Source organism: Kribbella sp. NPDC050470, from assembly GCF_044458365.1.
Classification (GTDB): Bacteria; Actinomycetota; Actinomycetes; order Propionibacteriales; family Kribbellaceae; genus Kribbella.
Map to the genome: position 1 here is coordinate 16434 of NZ_JBITHV010000018.1, position 14871 is coordinate 31304.

General features: G+C 68.1%; 14 protein-coding genes. 12 read left to right on the forward strand and 2 right to left on the reverse strand.

What is annotated here, in order from left to right; translation table 11 throughout:
• The first annotated feature begins 13 nt into the window (after positions 1 to 13).
• The gene (locus ACIBGM_RS41355; protein ID WP_360530843.1) at positions 14 to 985 is read left to right on the forward strand and encodes an alpha/beta hydrolase; all 972 of its coding nucleotides are present in this window, start codon (positions 14 to 16) and stop codon (positions 983 to 985) included.
• 31 nt (positions 986 to 1016) lie between these two features.
• Here the strand turns inward: ACIBGM_RS41355 and ACIBGM_RS41360 are convergent, their stop codons facing one another.
• The gene (locus ACIBGM_RS41360) at positions 1017 to 2705 is read right to left on the reverse strand and encodes a sigma-54-dependent Fis family transcriptional regulator (protein ID WP_396388660.1); all 1689 of its coding nucleotides are present in this window, start codon (positions 2703 to 2705) and stop codon (positions 1017 to 1019) included.
• Positions 2706 to 2891: 186 nt separating this feature from the next.
• On the opposite strand from ACIBGM_RS41360, the gene ACIBGM_RS41365 reads away from it, so the two are divergent.
• The 11 genes from ACIBGM_RS41365 (at position 2892) to ACIBGM_RS41415 (ending at position 14215) form a co-directional block, all read left to right on the forward strand.
• Complete coding sequence (locus ACIBGM_RS41365) at positions 2892 to 4538, forward strand: hypothetical protein (RefSeq protein ID WP_360530849.1); 1647 nt, start codon at positions 2892 to 2894, stop codon at positions 4536 to 4538.
• A 79-nt stretch (positions 4539 to 4617) separates the two neighbouring features.
• Positions 4618 to 5658: an FAD-binding oxidoreductase gene (locus tag ACIBGM_RS41370; protein ID WP_396388661.1), complete on the forward strand. Its 1041-nt coding sequence runs from the start codon at positions 4618 to 4620 to the stop codon at positions 5656 to 5658.
• A 1-nt stretch (position 5659) separates the two neighbouring features.
• Complete coding sequence (locus tag ACIBGM_RS41375) at positions 5660 to 6757, forward strand: aromatic/alkene monooxygenase hydroxylase subunit beta (protein WP_396388662.1); 1098 nt, start codon at positions 5660 to 5662, stop codon at positions 6755 to 6757.
• 2 nt (positions 6758 to 6759) lie between these two features.
• The gene (mimD, locus tag ACIBGM_RS41380; protein WP_360530992.1) at positions 6760 to 7095 is read left to right on the forward strand and encodes a propane 2-monooxygenase effector subunit MimD; all 336 of its coding nucleotides are present in this window, start codon (positions 6760 to 6762) and stop codon (positions 7093 to 7095) included.
• A gap of 11 nt (positions 7096 to 7106) precedes the next feature.
• Positions 7107 to 8138 carry an amidohydrolase family protein gene (locus ACIBGM_RS41385; RefSeq protein ID WP_360530858.1) on the forward strand — a complete coding sequence of 344 codons (1032 nt, stop codon included), beginning with the start codon at positions 7107 to 7109 and terminating at the stop codon, positions 8136 to 8138.
• Positions 8139 to 8254: 116 nt separating this feature from the next.
• Entirely contained in the window at positions 8255 to 8983 is a 729-nt protein-coding gene (locus tag ACIBGM_RS41390) for an iron-sulfur cluster assembly protein (protein WP_396388663.1), read from the forward strand.
• Complete coding sequence (locus ACIBGM_RS41395) at positions 8980 to 10005, forward strand: NAD(P)-dependent alcohol dehydrogenase (RefSeq protein ID WP_396388664.1); 1026 nt, start codon at positions 8980 to 8982, stop codon at positions 10003 to 10005. The genes ACIBGM_RS41390 and ACIBGM_RS41395 overlap by 4 nt, the downstream gene beginning before the upstream one ends.
• A 39-nt stretch (positions 10006 to 10044) precedes the next feature.
• Positions 10045 to 11694 carry a chaperonin GroEL gene (gene groL / locus ACIBGM_RS41400; RefSeq protein WP_396388665.1) on the forward strand — a complete coding sequence of 550 codons (1650 nt, stop codon included), beginning with the start codon at positions 10045 to 10047 and terminating at the stop codon, positions 11692 to 11694.
• 3 nt (positions 11695 to 11697) lie between these two features.
• Positions 11698 to 11928, forward strand: a complete 231-nt coding sequence (locus tag ACIBGM_RS41405) for a FeoA family protein (protein WP_360530870.1) — start codon at positions 11698 to 11700, stop codon at positions 11926 to 11928.
• Positions 11925 to 13850 (forward strand): ferrous iron transporter B, encoded by a 1926-nt coding sequence (locus ACIBGM_RS41410; RefSeq protein ID WP_360530873.1) that lies wholly within the window; start codon positions 11925 to 11927, stop codon positions 13848 to 13850. Before ACIBGM_RS41405 ends, ACIBGM_RS41410 begins: the two co-directional genes overlap by 4 nt.
• Complete coding sequence (locus tag ACIBGM_RS41415) at positions 13850 to 14215, forward strand: metalloregulator ArsR/SmtB family transcription factor (RefSeq protein WP_360530876.1); 366 nt, start codon at positions 13850 to 13852, stop codon at positions 14213 to 14215. The genes ACIBGM_RS41410 and ACIBGM_RS41415 overlap by 1 nt, the downstream gene beginning before the upstream one ends.
• Here the strand turns inward: ACIBGM_RS41415 and ACIBGM_RS41420 are convergent.
• Positions 14184 to 14741, reverse strand: coding sequence for a hypothetical protein (locus ACIBGM_RS41420; RefSeq protein ID WP_360530879.1), 558 nt, complete (start codon positions 14739 to 14741; stop codon positions 14184 to 14186). The genes ACIBGM_RS41415 and ACIBGM_RS41420 overlap by 32 nt on opposite strands.
• Positions 14742 to 14871 lie beyond the last annotated feature (130 nt).

Sequence of the window (14871 nt, forward strand, 5' to 3'; positions counted from 1 at the left end):
GGAGAGGAAAATCGTGACGGAGAAGCCGAAACGCCGGTGGCGGCGGCGAGGCCTGATCACGCTCGGGGTGCTGGTGGTGATCGTCGCCGGGTTCGCGCTGGTCCTGCGGACGCCGTCGCCGGTCGGCCACTGGAACAGCGCCGAGGGATATGACCGGTTCGTGCGGATCTACGACCAGGTGAAGGAGGAGTTGCCGGAGCCGGCCGTCACCCGCGACATCCGGACGGACTTCGGCTACGTGCGGATCTACCGGTTCGACGGGCCGAGCAAGCGCGCCGAGCCGCTGGTGTTGCTGCCGGGGCGGGCGTCGGCGTCGCCGGTTTGGGCCGGCAACCTGCCCTCGCTGCTCCGGGTGGCCGACGTCTACACCATCGACCTGCTCGGTGAGCCTGGGATGAGCGTGCAGAACAAGCCGATCACCTCCGCCGACGACCAGGCCGCTTGGTTGAACCAGGTGCTGGAGGCCTTGCCGGAGGAGAAGTTCCACCTCGTCGGGTTGTCGATCGGCGGCTGGACCGCGACGAACCTCGCAGTGCGCCAGCCGGCGCACGTGGCCAGCCTGACCACGATCGACCCCGTCTACGTGTACGACGGCATGCCGGTCGAGACGATGATCCGAGCGATCCCCGCGAGTGTCCAATGGCTGCCGAAGTCCTGGCGGGACAGCTTCAACTCCTATACCGCCGGTGGTGCGCCGGTCGAGGACGAGCCGGTCGCGGACATGATCGAAGCCGGGATGAGCGGCTACACGCTGCGGCTGCCGCAGCCGCAGCGGATCACCGAGGACGAGTTGTCCAAGCTGACCGTGCCGGTTCTGGCGATCATCGCCGGGAAGTCCGTCATGCACGACCCCAAGACCGCGACCGCGACGGCGGAGCGGGCCCTGCGCAACAAAACCGTGCGGGTGTACCCGGAGGCGTCACACGCGATCAACGGCGAGTACCCGGACGAGCTCGCAGCCGACCTGGAGACCTTCCTGCCGTGAGTTGGTCAGCCAAGGTCACACCCGGCTGGGGTCAGCTGAGGATGCCGTAGTCGCGGATCTTGCGGTAGATGGTGGCTCGGGACATGCCGAGGGCGGTGGCGGCGGTGGTTTTGTCGCCGTTGTGGGCGGCGAGGGCGCCGACGATGGCGTCGCGTTCGAGGGCTTCCATCCGGGTGAGGTGCCGGCGGGTGGTGGCGTGGCACTCGGCGGGCAGGTCATCCAGCTCGACGACCCCGGAGCGTCGGCGCCGGGCGACGTCGGTCAGGACGGTCCGGAGATGGGTGACGTTGCCGGACCAGGGGAGTCGCATCAACTGGTTCATCGCGCCGGCGGACAGGGTCACACCGGTGATGCCGGCCCGGCTCAGCAGGCTTCGGACCAGGGCCGGCACGTCCTCGAGGTGATGCCGCAGCGGCGGTACGGCGACAGTCCGCGGGAAGAAGCTGAGCAGTTGGGTCCCGAGCGCGTCCTCGTCGGAGCGACCGGTCAGCACGCTCAGCGCGATCCACGGATCCCGGCCGATCGCGCCGTCCCGAGCGTTCTGCAGCAGGTCGGCCAAACCGTGGATGACCTCGTCGGACGCCACCTCGGCATGCCGGACGATCAGGTCGGACCCAGACTCCAGCTCACTCGCAGCAGTCGCGACGACCTCGGGATCGTCGGCATCCAGCACCGCCAGCCGCCGGGCCGGCGTCGTGTAGTCGTGGACCGCGCGGAGCAGGGTGGTCTTGCCGACACCAGGTTCGCCCTCGGCCACGAGCCATTCCGAACGACCGCACGCGTCCAGGACCTCCTGCGTGGTGTGCCGCCACAACGCGCTGGTCCCGGCCATCCCAGGCACCGCGGGGACCCGCGTCCCGGCACGCGGCGCCGACCGCTGCTCCCGGATCTGGATGATGCCGCCGGCCAGCGTCTCGCCGAGGAACGTCGGCTGGTAGGCCAGCCGCGCGCTGATCCCGCTCGGCAGGTCGGCGATGAAGGTCAGCGGTTTGGTGCCGCCGCGGGCGTCCCGGGTGCGGTCGATGAGCGCGGCCTGGTCGGTGGAGTCGAAGTGCTGCTGGGCGTGCGCGTTGATCATGAACACCTCGTCGCCGAGCGCGATCACCGAACCGCCGGTGTGCCGGCAGACCGCGTAGTACTCGCTCAGCAGCGCCTGGTCCAGCGCGTTCGCCTCCTCGATGATGCGCTCCTGGATCCGCCGGGCGGCGATCTTGGCCACCGACAGCAGTACGGCGTTGGAGTTCCGCGCCTGGGTGGTGATGTCCAGGACGCCGAGCAGCCCGCCGGTGATCGGATGCGTGATCGGCGCCCCGGCACACGCGAAGTTGCGTAGTACACCGGTGTAGTGCTCGGCGCCGAGGACCAGGATGGGGCCGCCGACCTCGAGCGCCGTACCGATGCCGTTGGTGCCGACCTCGGACTCGGCGTACCGGAACCCCGGCGCCAGGTCGACCGCGTCGAGGCGCCGGATCAGGGACCGGTCGCCGCCGCGGCGGTCCAGCACGATCCCCTTGGCATCGGTCAGGATGATGCACACCGGCTCGTCGGTCAGTTCCGACGACAGCGCGTCGATGACCGGCCGCGCGGCCCGGCTCAGCGTGGTGTCGAAGTCGATGCCGGGGAAGTACGCCGGGGCCGGCTGGTCGAGGTCGACGGCCGAGGCCTGAGAGCGCTGCCACGACATCTTGATCGAGTTCCGGACCGGCAGGTCAGTGGCCATCCCGGCTCCCTCCGCTCGGCGGCGCTGTTCGACAGCGGAACACGAACAACGGTACTGCGCAAGCCTGTGACCGCCGTCTCACATTGAGACAGGACTTGTGTCTGCGCACCGCTTTCATTCCTGCAACGCAGCTCAGCCGAACCGATGGAGCCGGCAGACACCGGCTCCCGACCCTGGAGGCAGACATTGAGCAGGCAGAGTCTCACCAAGGCGCATGCCAAGATCACCGAGCTCTCGTGGGAGCCCACGTTCGCGACGCCGGCCACCCGGTTCGGCACCGACTACACCTTCGAGAAGGCTCCCAAGAAGGATCCGCTGAAGCAGATCATGCGGTCCTACTTCCCGATGGAGGAGGAGAAGGACAACCGGGTGTACGGCGCCATGGACGGCGCGATCCGGGGGAACATGTTCCGCCAGGTCCAGCAGCGCTGGCTGGAGTGGCAGAAGCTGTTCCTGTCGATCATCCCGTTCCCGGAGATCTCCGCCGCCCGGGCGATGCCGATGGCGATCGACGCCGTACCGAACCCGGAGATCCACAACGGGCTGGCGGTGCAGATGATCGACGAGGTCCGGCACTCGACGATCCAGATGAACCTCAAGCGGCTGTACATGAACAACTACATCGACCCGGCCGGGTTCGACATGACCGAGAAGGCGTTCGCGAACAACTACGCGGGCACCATCGGCCGGCAGTTCGGTGAGGGGTTCATCACCGGCGACGCGATCACCGCGGCGAACATCTACCTGACCGTGGTGGCCGAGACCGCCTTCACCAACACGCTGTTCGTGGCGATGCCGGACGAGGCCGCGGCCAACGGCGACTACCTGCTGCCGACGGTCTTCCACTCGGTGCAGTCCGACGAGTCGCGGCACATCAGCAACGGCTACTCGATCCTGCTGATGGCGCTGGCCGACGAGCGGAACCGGCCGCTGCTCGAGCGCGACCTGCGCTACGCGTGGTGGAACAACCACTGCGTCGTGGACGCGGCGATCGGCACCTTCATCGAGTACGGCACCAAGGACCGGCGCAAGGACCGGGAGAGCTATGCGGAGATGTGGCGCCGCTGGATCTACGACGACTACTACCGCAGCTACCTGCTGCCGCTGGAGAAGTACGGCCTGGTCATTCCGCACGACCTGGTCGAGGAGGCCTGGAAGCGGATCGTGGACAAGGGCTACGTGCACGAGGTGGCCCGGTTCTTCGCCACCGGCTGGCCGGTCAACTACTGGCGGATCGACGCCATGACCGACAAGGACTTCGAGTGGTTCGAGGACAAGTACCCCGGCTGGTACTCGAAGTACGGCAAGTGGTGGGAGAACTACAACCGGCTCGCCTACCCCGGCCGGAACAAGCCGATCGCGTTCGAGGACGTCGGCTACCAGTACCCCCACCGCTGCTGGACCTGCATGGTGCCGGCCCTGATCCACGAGGACATCGTGGTCGAGAAGGTCGACGACCAGTGGCGCACGTACTGCTCGGAGACCTGCTACTGGACCGACGCGGTCGCGTTCCGCGGCGAGTACGACGGCCGGCCGACGCCCAACATGGGCCGGCTGACCGGGTTCCGGGAGTGGGAGACCCTGCACCACGGCAAGGACCTGGCCGACATCGTGTCCGACCTCGGCTACGTCCGCGACGACGGCAGGACGCTGATCGGCCAGCCGCACCTGGACCTGGACGACCCGAAGAAGATGTGGACCCTCGACGACGTCCGCGGCAACACCTTCAACAGCCCGAACGTGCTGCTGAACGAGATGTCCGACGCCGAGCGCGAGGCGCACATCGCCGAGTACCGCGCCAACGGCACCGTGGCTGAGTCATCGGTCGCCTGACCGCACCCGAACAGGCTGGTGGCGCCGCCGGGGATGAGCGCCGCCACCAGCCGCTGCACCCAGTGTGAGGAGGGCCGACGTGGCCGACACCCACCGGATCCGGTTCGAGCCGGTCGACATCGAGATGGACGTCACCGAGGACGACAAGATCCTCGACGCGGCGTTCCGGCAGGGCATCCACCTGATGCACGGCTGCAAGGAGGGGCAGTGCTCCGCCTGCAAGTCGTACGTGCTGGAAGGTGACCTGCAGATGGAGCGCTACTCCACCTTCGCGTGCAACGACGCCGAGGTGGCCGAGGGCTACGTGCTGCTGTGCCGGGCGCACGCGTTCAGCGACTGCACGATCGAGTTGCTCAACTTCGACGAGGAGGAACTGCTCGGCGGCGTCCCGATCCAGACCGTGAGCTCGCGGGTGGAGGCGATCGAACCGGTCACCCGGGACATCGTGTCGCTGCGGCTGCGGACCGAGCGGGCGTTCGAGTTCCGGCCGGGCCAGTACGCCGACATCACCATCCCCGCCACCGACGAGCACCGGTCGTTCTCGATGGCGACCACCCAGTCGACGCCGGACCAGCTCGAGTTCCTGATCAAGAAGTACCCGGGCGGCCGGTTCTCCGCACTGCTCGACGGCGAGCTCGCGGTGGGCGACGAGTTGTCGCTGACCGGGCCGTACGGCTCGTCCACGCTGAAGGACGGCCACGTGCTGCCGGTCGTCTGCGTGGCCGGCGGGGCCGGGATGGCTCCCATTCTGTCCATCCTGCGGCACCTGCGGGAGTCCGGCAGCACCCGTCCGGTCCGGTTCTACTACGGCGCCCGGACCGCGGCCGACCTGTTCTACCTCGACGCGATCGAGGAGCTCGGTGCGGACCTCACCGGCTTCGAGTTCGTCGCCTGCCTGTCCGATTCGGCCGACGGCGCGGGCGAGCTCCAGGTCGAGCACGGCAATGTCACCGACGTCGTCGAGCGGCGGGAGGCGGAGCTGCACCGCAACGAGGTGTACCTCTGCGGACCGCCCCCGATGGTCGACGCGGCCTTGGCGTTGCTGGAGGCAAACGACGTACCGAAGGACCAGGTCTTCTACGACAAGTTCACCAGCCCAGCGACTACCGATGGAGTCTGAGATGGCGCAAACCAAGCAGCGCAGCTTCCCGCGGATCGAGTTCACCGACTCGGAGGCCGGGGCGCTGGAGTTCCCGAGCTCGAAGAGCCGGAGCTACAACTACTACCGGCCGGCCAAGCTGCGGGCGACGATGTACGAGGACGTCACCGTCGACGTGCAGCCCGATCCCGACCGGCACCTGACCCAGGGCTGGATCTACGGGTTCGGCGACGGGCCGGGCGGCTACCCGAAGGAGTGGACGAAGGCGCAGTCGTCCAACTGGCACGCGTTCCTGGACCCGAACGAGGAGTGGGACCAGACCATCTACCGGAACAACTCCGCGGTGGTCCGCCAGGTCGACCTGTGCCTGCAGAACGCCAAGCGGGCCAGGGCGTACGACGGCTGGAACCCGGCCTGGCTGAAGTTCATCGAGCGCAACCTCGGCGCCTGGATGCATGCCGAGAACGGTCTCGGCCTGCACGTCTTCACCGCCGTACAGCGGTCCGGCCCGACCAACATGATCAACACCGCGGTCGCGGTGAACGCGGCGCACAAGCTGCGGTTCGCGCAGGACCTGGCGCTGTTCAACCTCGACCTTTCCGAGGCCGACGTACCGTTCGACGGCTCGGCGCACAAGGAGGTCTGGAAGGACGCCGCCGAGTGGCAGCCGACCCGCGAGCTGGTCGAGCGGCTGACCGCCGTCGGTGACTGGTGCGAGCTGTTGTTCGCGACCAACGTCGTCTTCGAGCAGCTGGTCGGTTCGCTGTTCCGCACCGAGTTGGTCATGCAGATCGCGGCCCGCAACGGCGACTACATCACGCCGACGATCGTCGGCACCGGTGAGCACGACTACGACCGCGACCTCGCCTACACCCGGAACCTGTTCCGCCTGCTGACCCGGGACGAGCAGTACGGCGAGGCCAACAAGCAACTGTTCGGCGAGTGGCTCGGGATCTGGGTGCCGCGCAGCCTCGCCGCCGCGCAGGCGCTGCAGCCGATCTGGTCGCAGCCGGCCGACAAGGCGGTCACGTTCGCGGCGAGTTTCGACGCCGCCAAGCAGAAGTTCCGTTCGCTGCTCGACGAGCTCGGGCTCGACTCTCCGAAGGAGCTGGACCAGTGACGATGCAGTTCGGATCCGAGACCGCGTTCTCGAACAAGTGCGGTGTGACCCTGATGAACACGCCGGTCGGCCGGGTGGTCGCGGACGTGATGGGCGCCAAGGACGGCGTCGAGCTGACCGAGTACCCGTCGATGATCCGGGTCGACGGCGTCGGCCTGCTCGACTTCGACTACGCCGAGCTGACCGACGCCCTCGGCTCGGAGTTCGACGGCTCGATCTTCGAGGAGATCAGCTCCACCCACTACGGCCGGATGGTCCACCTCGACGACAAGACGATCCTGTTCGCCAGCCCCGAGGACGCCGCCGAGTACATCGGCTTCGACCTCACCGCGCACTGAGAGGCGGCGGCATGTACTCCAAGGACGGCGAGAACTACTACGTGGTGGACGCCCACGTGCACATCTGGGACGGCCGCGAGTCGAACCTGAAGAACGTGCACGGCAAGCAGTTCATCGACTGCTTCTACGACTACCACAAGAACCTCAGTCCCGAAGAGGTCGTCTGGGACTACGACACCTACACCTACTACGGCGGCCAGCGGCTGATGAAGGACCTGTTCGAGGACGGGTACGTCGACCACGCGATCTTCCAGGCCACCCTGCTCAGCGACTTCTACAAGACCGGGTTCGGCCAGACCGAGGAGGCGTTCGGCCTGGCGACCGAGCACCCGGACAAGCTGACCTACAACCACGCCTACGACCCGCGGTACGGCGAGGCCGGCCTGGAGCAACTGCGCCGGGACGCCGACCGGATGGGCCTGAAGGGCGTCAAGCTCTACACCGCCGAGTGGCACGGCGACTCCCGCGGCTACAAGCTCGACGACCCGTGGTCGCGCCGGTACCTCGAGGAGTGCCTGAAACTCGGCATCACCAACATCCACGTGCACAAGGGCCCGACGATCCGGCCGCTGGACCGGGACGCCTTCGACGTCGCCGACATCGACAAGGTCGCCACCGACTACCTCGACCTGAACTTCATCGTGGAGCACGTCGGCCTGCCCCGGCTGGAGGACTTCTGCTGGATCGCCACCCAGGAGTCCAACGTGTACGGCGGTCTCGCGGTCGCGATGCCGTTCATCCACACCCGGCCGAAGTACTTCGCCCAGATCATCGGCGAGCTGCTCTACTGGCTCGGCGAGGACAAGATCTTCTTCGCCAGCGACTACGCGCTGTGGACGCCGAAGTGGCTGATCGAGCAGTTCGTCGACTTCCAGATCCCGGCGGACCTGACCGAGTACGCGCCGATCACGACCGCGCAGAAGAAGAAGATCCTCGGGCTCAACGCGGCCGCCATGTACGGCCTCGACGTACCCGAAGAGCTGCGGCTGCCGACCGACGCCGGTGACACCCCGGTCGAGGTGGCGGCGGGCGCCCGATCATGACTGAGTTGGATGCTACGCCTCCGGCGCAGCGGGTCATGGGGCTGGAACTCCCAGCCTTCCCTCGTCCCTCCGGTCGCTTCGCTCCCTCCGCTCCTCAGTCCAGGCAGGGAGGCCCCATGACCGGGGTCGCGACGTCGCTGGTGCACGAGGTGCTGGCAGCGTTGTCGACGGTGCTGGATCCGGAGCTGGACGAGCCGATCACCGACCTCGGGTTCGTCCGGTCGTTGGGTATCGACGACGCCGGGGTGACCGTGCGGTTGCGGCTGCCGACGTCGTTCTGCTCGCCGAACTTCGCCTACCTGATGGCGTCGGACGCGCAGGACGCGTTACACCGGATCGACGGTCTCGGCCGGGTCGTGGTGCAGCTCGACGACCACCATGACTCGGACAAGATCAACGCCGGCCTGGCCGCCGACGCCGGGTACGTCGGCACCTTCGGCGTCGAGGCCGAGACCAGCCTGGACGAACTGCGCGCGATCTTTCGCCGCAAGGCGCACACCGCGGCGATGGAGCGCAGCGCCGCCGCACTGCTCCGGGACACCGACCTGCAGGTCGACGAGCTGCACCGCATCACGCTCGCCGACCTGCCGGACGGACCGTCCAAGGAGGCACTGGTACGTCGCCGAGTCGCCATCGGGCTCGGCGTCGAGCCCGGCGATCCGGTGGTGGTCGACGAGTACGGCGGTGCGCTCGAACCAGCCGCCGTACCGCTGCGGCTGCGGTTCGCCAAGGCTGTGCGGATCTCCATCGAGGGGAACTCGCACTTCTGCCGCGGACTGCTCGCCACCCGGTATGCCGACACCGGCACGTCCACCCGCATCACGAACCTGAGGAGCACGGCATGAGAGCGGTCCAAGTCGTCGGCTACCACACGAAGCTGCAGCTGACCGACGTACCGGAGCCGAAGATCGAGGGGCCGCTCGACGTGATCGTGAAGATCGGCGGCGCGGGGGTGTGCAGGACGGATCTGCACATCCTCGAAGGACAGTGGGCGGAGAAGAGCGGCGTCACACTCCCGTACACGATCGGCCACGAGAACGCGGGCTGGGTGCACGCGGTCGGGTCCGCGGTGACGAACGTTGCCGTGGGCGACAAGGTGATCCTGCACCCGTTGATCACCTGCGGTCTGTGCCGGGCCTGCCGGTTCGGCGACGACGTGCACTGCGAGAACAGCGGGTTCCCGGGGATCGACACCGACGGTGGGTACGCCGAATACCTCCGGACCACCGCCCGCAGTGTGGTCCGAATCGACGACAACCTGGAACCCGCCGACGTCGCGGCCCTCGCGGACGCCGGGCTGACGGCGTACCACGCGGCGGCCAAGGTGGCCCGCGCCACCCGGCCCGGGGACGTCTGCGTGATGATCGGCGCCGGCGGTCTCGGCCACATCGGCATCCAGGTGCTGAAGGCGATCTCGGCCGCGACCATCGTCGTGGTCGACCGCAACCCGGCCGCCGTCGAGCTCGCCGTCGAGATCGGCGCCGACCACGGCATCGTTGCCAACGGCACCCAGGTCCGGGACGTCCTGGACCTGACCGGTGGGCACGGCGCCGAGGCGGTGATCGACTTCGTCGGCGAGGGCGGCGCGACCGCCGAGGGCGTGGCGATGCTGCGCCGGGCCGGCAACTACTACGTCGTCGGGTACGGCGAGAACCTCGACGTCCCGACGATCGACATCATCTCCACCGAGATCAACTTCATCGGCAACCTGGTCGGCTCCTACACCGACCTGCAGGAGCTGATGGTGCTCGCCGCGCAGGGCAAGGTCACCCTGCACACCACCAAGTACCCGCTCGCCGACTTCCAGCAGGCGATCGACGACCTCGACGCGGGCAGAGTCCGCGGCCGGGCGATTCTCATCCCGTGACCCGACTGTCACATCCGTGACGTGAAAGGCGGCTCGACCATGGCCAAGGAACTGAGGTTCAACGAGGAAGCACGACGGTTGCTCGAGTCCGGGGTGAACTCCCTGGCCGACGCGATCAAGGTGACACTGGGTCCGAAGGGGCGCAACGCCGTACTGGAGAAGCTCACCGGGCCGCCGACCATCACCAACGACGGCGTCACGATCGCCCGGGAGATCCAGCTGCGCGAGCCGTTCGCCAACATGGGCGCGCAGCTGGTCAAGGAAGTCGCGATGAAGACCAACGGCGTGGTCGGCGACGGGACCACGACAGCCACTGTGCTCGCCCAGGCGATGGTCCGCGAAGGCCTGCGCGCGGTCGACGCCGGCGCCAACCCGATGCGGGTACGGCGCGGCATCGAGCAGACCGTCCCGGTCGTGGTCGAGACGCTGCGGTCGTGGGCCGCCGAGGTCGGCGGCAAGCAGGACCTGCGGCACATCGCGACGCTGGCGGCCAGTGACGACGAGTCGATCGGCGAGGTGATCGCGGAGGCGGTCGAGCGGGTCGGCCGCAACGGTGTCGTCACCACCGAGGAGTCGGACTCGATCGGGCTGTCGGTCGAGGTGGTCGACGGGATCGAGTTCGACCACGGCTACATCTCGATGTACATGGTCACCGACAAGGAGCGGATGGAGACCGTGTACGAGAACCCGGTCATCGTGCTCACCAACAAGAAGATCACGCAGGTGCAGGAGATCATGCCGGCCGTCGAGGTGGCCAAGCGCGCCGACCGGCCGCTGGTGGTGCTCGCCGAGGACGTCACCGGGCCCGCGCTGCAGCTGCTCGTCGGCGGCAACATGCACAACACGATGCAGTCGGTCGTCGTACGCGCTCCTGGCTTCGGTCATCGCCGGGTCGCGGAGCTGGAGGACCTCGCGGTGGCGCTCGGCGGACATGTGATCGCCAACGACACCGGCCTCGAGCTGAACGAGGTCGCGCTCGAGCACCTCGGGTCCTGCGACCGGATCACGATCACCGAGAACAGTACGACGATCGTCGGCGGTCATGGCGACGAGCGAGCGGTCGAGGCCCGGCTGCGCCAGCTCGAGACCCAGTTCGAGCGCGCCCGGATCGAGGCGGACCAGGACAACCTCCAGCTCCGGCTGGCCCGGCTGTCCGGCCGGGTGGCCGTCATCCGGGTCGGCGGCGCGACGAGTGTCGAGCTCAAGGAGCGGATGCTCCGGGTCGAGGACTCGCTCGCCGCAACCCAGGCCGCGCTCGAGGAGGGCGTGGTGGCCGGCGGCGGTACGGCGCTCGTCCAGGCGCAGGACGCGGTGTCGCGGGTCGAGTTGCTCGACGACGACGCGGTCGGTCGCGAGGTGGTTCGCCGGGCGCTGCCCGAGCCGCTGCGCTGGATCGCGATCAACGCCGGGTACGACGGCGACGAGGTGGTCGCGCGAGTCGCCGATCTCCCGTTGGGCCACGGGTTCAACGCGCTGACCGGCCACTACGGCGACATGTTCGACGAGGGCGTGATGGACCCGCTCAAGGTCACCCGCGCGGCCCTGGAGAGCGCGGCGTCGATCGCGGCGCTGCTGATCACCACCGAGACCGCTGTGGTGGAGGAGGTCATGGGCCACCCCGGCGAGATCCTCGCCCCCGGCTTCGGCGACCTGGCCGAAGGCATGGTCCGGCCCTCCAACATCTACTGAGCCATGACCCTCGACCAGCTCCCACGCGGCTCCAGTGCGGTGATCACCGCACTGGACACCCGCGGCGCCGAACGCCACCGGCTGATGGACCTCGGCGTACTCCCCGGCAGAAAGGTCCGCCCCGACCTGACCAGCCCGCTCGGCGACCCCACGGCCTACCTGGTCTGCGAAAGCCTGATAGTCCTCCGCCGCTCCCAGGCCCGCGCGATTCATGTCGAACTGGTGAAAACATGAGTCACGACTGTGGGAGTTGTGGGCTGAATCCGCAGCGGTTGCAGGTGGTTGCCGGTGGCCACGACTTCGTCGTCGCGGTCGCCGGCAACCCGAACACCGGGAAGAGCACGGTGTTCAACGCGCTGACCGGGCTGCGGCAGCGGGCAGGGAACTGGCCGGGTACGACGGTCACGCGAGCAGAAGGTCTCTACGGATACGACGACCACAGGTACAAGGTGGTCGACTTGCCCGGGGTGTACTCGCTGCGATCGACCGGCGGTGAGGAGGAGGTCGCGCGGGAGTACCTCGAGCACGGGGCGCCGGATGTGACCGTCGTGGTGGTGGATGCGACCCGGCTGGAGCGCAACCTCGCGTTGGTGCTGCAGATCCTGCAGATGACCAGCCGGGTCGTGGTCGCGGTCAACCTGGTCGACGAGGCCGAGCGACACGGGATCTCGGTCGACACCAGGCACCTTGCGCGCGAGCTCGGCGTACCGGTGGTGGCGATGGCGGCTCGGCGGGGGCGGGGGATCGCGGACCTGAAGGAGTCGATCGACTTGGTGGCACGCGGGGCTGTGGCTCCGCGGCGCCGGCCTCGCCCGGATGGTGAGGGGGAGGACGAGGCGGTGGTGGCGTTGTTCGCCGAGGCGGCCCGGATCGCTCGGCGGACCGTGGACGGGCAGTCGCGGCTGACGTTCGACCGGCTGTTGGACCGGGCGCTGACGCATCGGGTCTGGGGCTTCGCGGTGATGGGACTGCTGTTCTTCGGCGTCTTCTGGTTCACGATCACCGGGGCCGCCGTACCGTCCGACTTCCTGTATCGGGTGCTGGTGCAGGACGGGCACGCGGTCGTGCGGGAGTTGCTCGACGGTGCACCGTGGTGGGTCACCGGACTCGTTGCGGACGGCATCTACCTGGGCACGGCGTGGGTGATCGCGGTGATGCTGCCGCCGATGGCGATCTTCTTCCCGTTGTTCACACTGCTGGAGGACTTCGGGTATCTGCCGCGGGTGGCTTTCAACCTGGACCGCCTGTTCGCGGCGGCCGGTGCGCACGGCAAGCAGTCGCTGTCGATGATGATGGGGTACGGCTGCAACGCAGCCGGGGTGACCGCGACCCGGATCATCGACAGTCCGCGGGAACGCATGATCGCGATCGTCACCAACAACTTCAGCATCTGCAACGGGCGCTGGCCGACGCTGATCCTGATGGGCACGGTGTTCATCGGGACTCTGGTGTCTCCGGCCGCGGCCGGGCTGGTGGCGGCCGGGAGTGTGGTGCTGGTCGCCGTACTCGGGATCGTCACGACGCTCGTGGTCTCGTGGGGACTGTCGAAGACGGTGCTGCGCGGTACGACGTCGGTGTACTCGCTGGAGCTTCCGCCGTACCGGCCGCCGCAGGTCCTGCGCACGATCTACACCAGCGTCATCGACCGCACGCTCAAGGTGCTGTGGCGCGCGATCGTGATGGCGGCGCCGGCCGGCGCGGTGATCTGGCTGATCGGCAACGTGTCCATCGGCGACGCGACCATCGCCGGCCACCTCGCCCACGGCCTCGACCCGCTCGGTCTCGCAATCGGCCTCAACGGCATCATCCTGCTCGCGTACGTCGTCGCGATCCCGGCCAACGAGATCATCATCCCGACCATCCTGATGCTGACAATGACACTGGGCCCACTCGAGTACGGCGCTGCGAACGGCGTGATGCTCGAACTCGGCGACGCCGAGGCCGGCGCGGTCCTGGTCGCCGGTGGCTGGACGGTGCTGACCGCGGTCAACCTGATGCTGTTCACCCTGCTGCACAACCCGTGCAGTACGACGATCCTGACGATCTGGAAGGAGACCCGGAGCCGGAAGTGGACCGCGACGGCCACCCTGCTGCCGTTGTCGCTGGCCTTCCTGGTCACCTTCTCGACGACCCGCCTGGCGCACTGGATCCAGTGATGACCGAGCCGACCCGACTCCAACTCGACGCCGCGGCCCGCACGCTCGCGCTCCTGGTCGCGCCGGTCCGGCTGCACCTGCTCTGGCTCGCGATCGACGGCGAGTACGACGTCGGCACCCTGGCCGACCGGGCCGGCGTCAGTATCACCACCGCAAGCCAGCACCTGGCCAAACTCCGCCTGGCCGGCCTCATCACCGCCCGCCGCGAAGGCCGCCGCCAGATCTACACCGTCGACGACCCCCACATCCTCACCCTGGTCGACCAGATCCTCGCCCACATCACCCCATCGGGCACCCTCGCCCCGAACCCGCCGCTGCTCGAGCGGGAGGTGGTTACTCGGCGGCTGACTGGAGTGAGAGGCTGAAGCCTTTCGGCTCTTCGTGGAGGTAGACGTCCAGGCGCATGCCGTCGTGGATGGCGACGCTGCCGCGGCCGGTGGCGTTGGTCAGGTGCTCGGCGCCGGTTGCGTCGTACCACCTGATCGAGGCGTCGAGGACGTAGCTGTAGTTGCCGGCCTTCGTCGCGGTGATCCGCTTGGTCACGATCGGCCGCTCGCGGGTCGCGTGCAGGCGGGCCACCTGCTTGCCCTCCAGGCTGATCAGGATCACCTCTTCTTCGGCGCCTTCGGTGAGCTGGTCGGAGACGGTCAGGCTGATCTGCCGCTTCTGCGTCGGCGCCACCGGCTGCAGGGTCTGCTGTGGGGCGGTGGTGACGATCTGGGTCCGCGGCGGCGTCGCGTCGTCCTCGGCCCGGCCGGGGAGCCCGGTCTTCACCAGGATCGGCACCAAGGCGGCGATCAGGCCGATGACGGCGGTCAGTGCCTGGCCCATCGTGCCGATGCGGGTCCACCAGTTCTCTTTCGCCGGCGGTCTGGGGTTCTGTGTGCTCATTTGCTCCTCCCCTTTTCACAGTGCGGAGGGCCGGAGCGGGCCTGAAATACCACCGGAATCGAGATCGCTCAAACGCATGTTTTCGGCGGAACTGGTATCAGAAAGAGCGGCTCGGCCTCTTGTCGGCATT

What these genes read in the sequence shown, in the direction of transcription:
- ACIBGM_RS41360 (WP_396388660.1), bottom strand. Translation starts at nt 2,705, where the DNA reads ATGGCCACTGACCTGCCGGTCCGGAACTCGATCAAGATGTCGTGGCAG.
- ACIBGM_RS41375 (WP_396388662.1), top strand. Translation starts at nt 5,660, where the DNA reads ATGGCGCAAACCAAGCAGCGCAGCTTCCCGCGGATCGAGTTCACCGAC.
- mimD (WP_360530992.1), top strand. Translation starts at nt 6,760, where the DNA reads ATGCAGTTCGGATCCGAGACCGCGTTCTCGAACAAGTGCGGTGTGACC.
- ACIBGM_RS41385 (WP_360530858.1), top strand. Translation starts at nt 7,107, where the DNA reads ATGTACTCCAAGGACGGCGAGAACTACTACGTGGTGGACGCCCACGTG.
- ACIBGM_RS41390 (WP_396388663.1), top strand. Translation starts at nt 8,255, where the DNA reads ATGACCGGGGTCGCGACGTCGCTGGTGCACGAGGTGCTGGCAGCGTTG.
- ACIBGM_RS41395 (WP_396388664.1), top strand. Translation starts at nt 8,980, where the DNA reads ATGAGAGCGGTCCAAGTCGTCGGCTACCACACGAAGCTGCAGCTGACC.
- groL (WP_396388665.1), top strand. Translation starts at nt 10,045, where the DNA reads ATGGCCAAGGAACTGAGGTTCAACGAGGAAGCACGACGGTTGCTCGAG.
- ACIBGM_RS41405 (WP_360530870.1), top strand. Translation starts at nt 11,698, where the DNA reads ATGACCCTCGACCAGCTCCCACGCGGCTCCAGTGCGGTGATCACCGCA.
- ACIBGM_RS41410 (WP_360530873.1), top strand. Translation starts at nt 11,925, where the DNA reads ATGAGTCACGACTGTGGGAGTTGTGGGCTGAATCCGCAGCGGTTGCAG.
- ACIBGM_RS41415 (WP_360530876.1), top strand. Translation starts at nt 13,850, where the DNA reads ATGACCGAGCCGACCCGACTCCAACTCGACGCCGCGGCCCGCACGCTC.
- ACIBGM_RS41420 (WP_360530879.1), bottom strand. Translation starts at nt 14,741, where the DNA reads ATGAGCACACAGAACCCCAGACCGCCGGCGAAAGAGAACTGGTGGACC.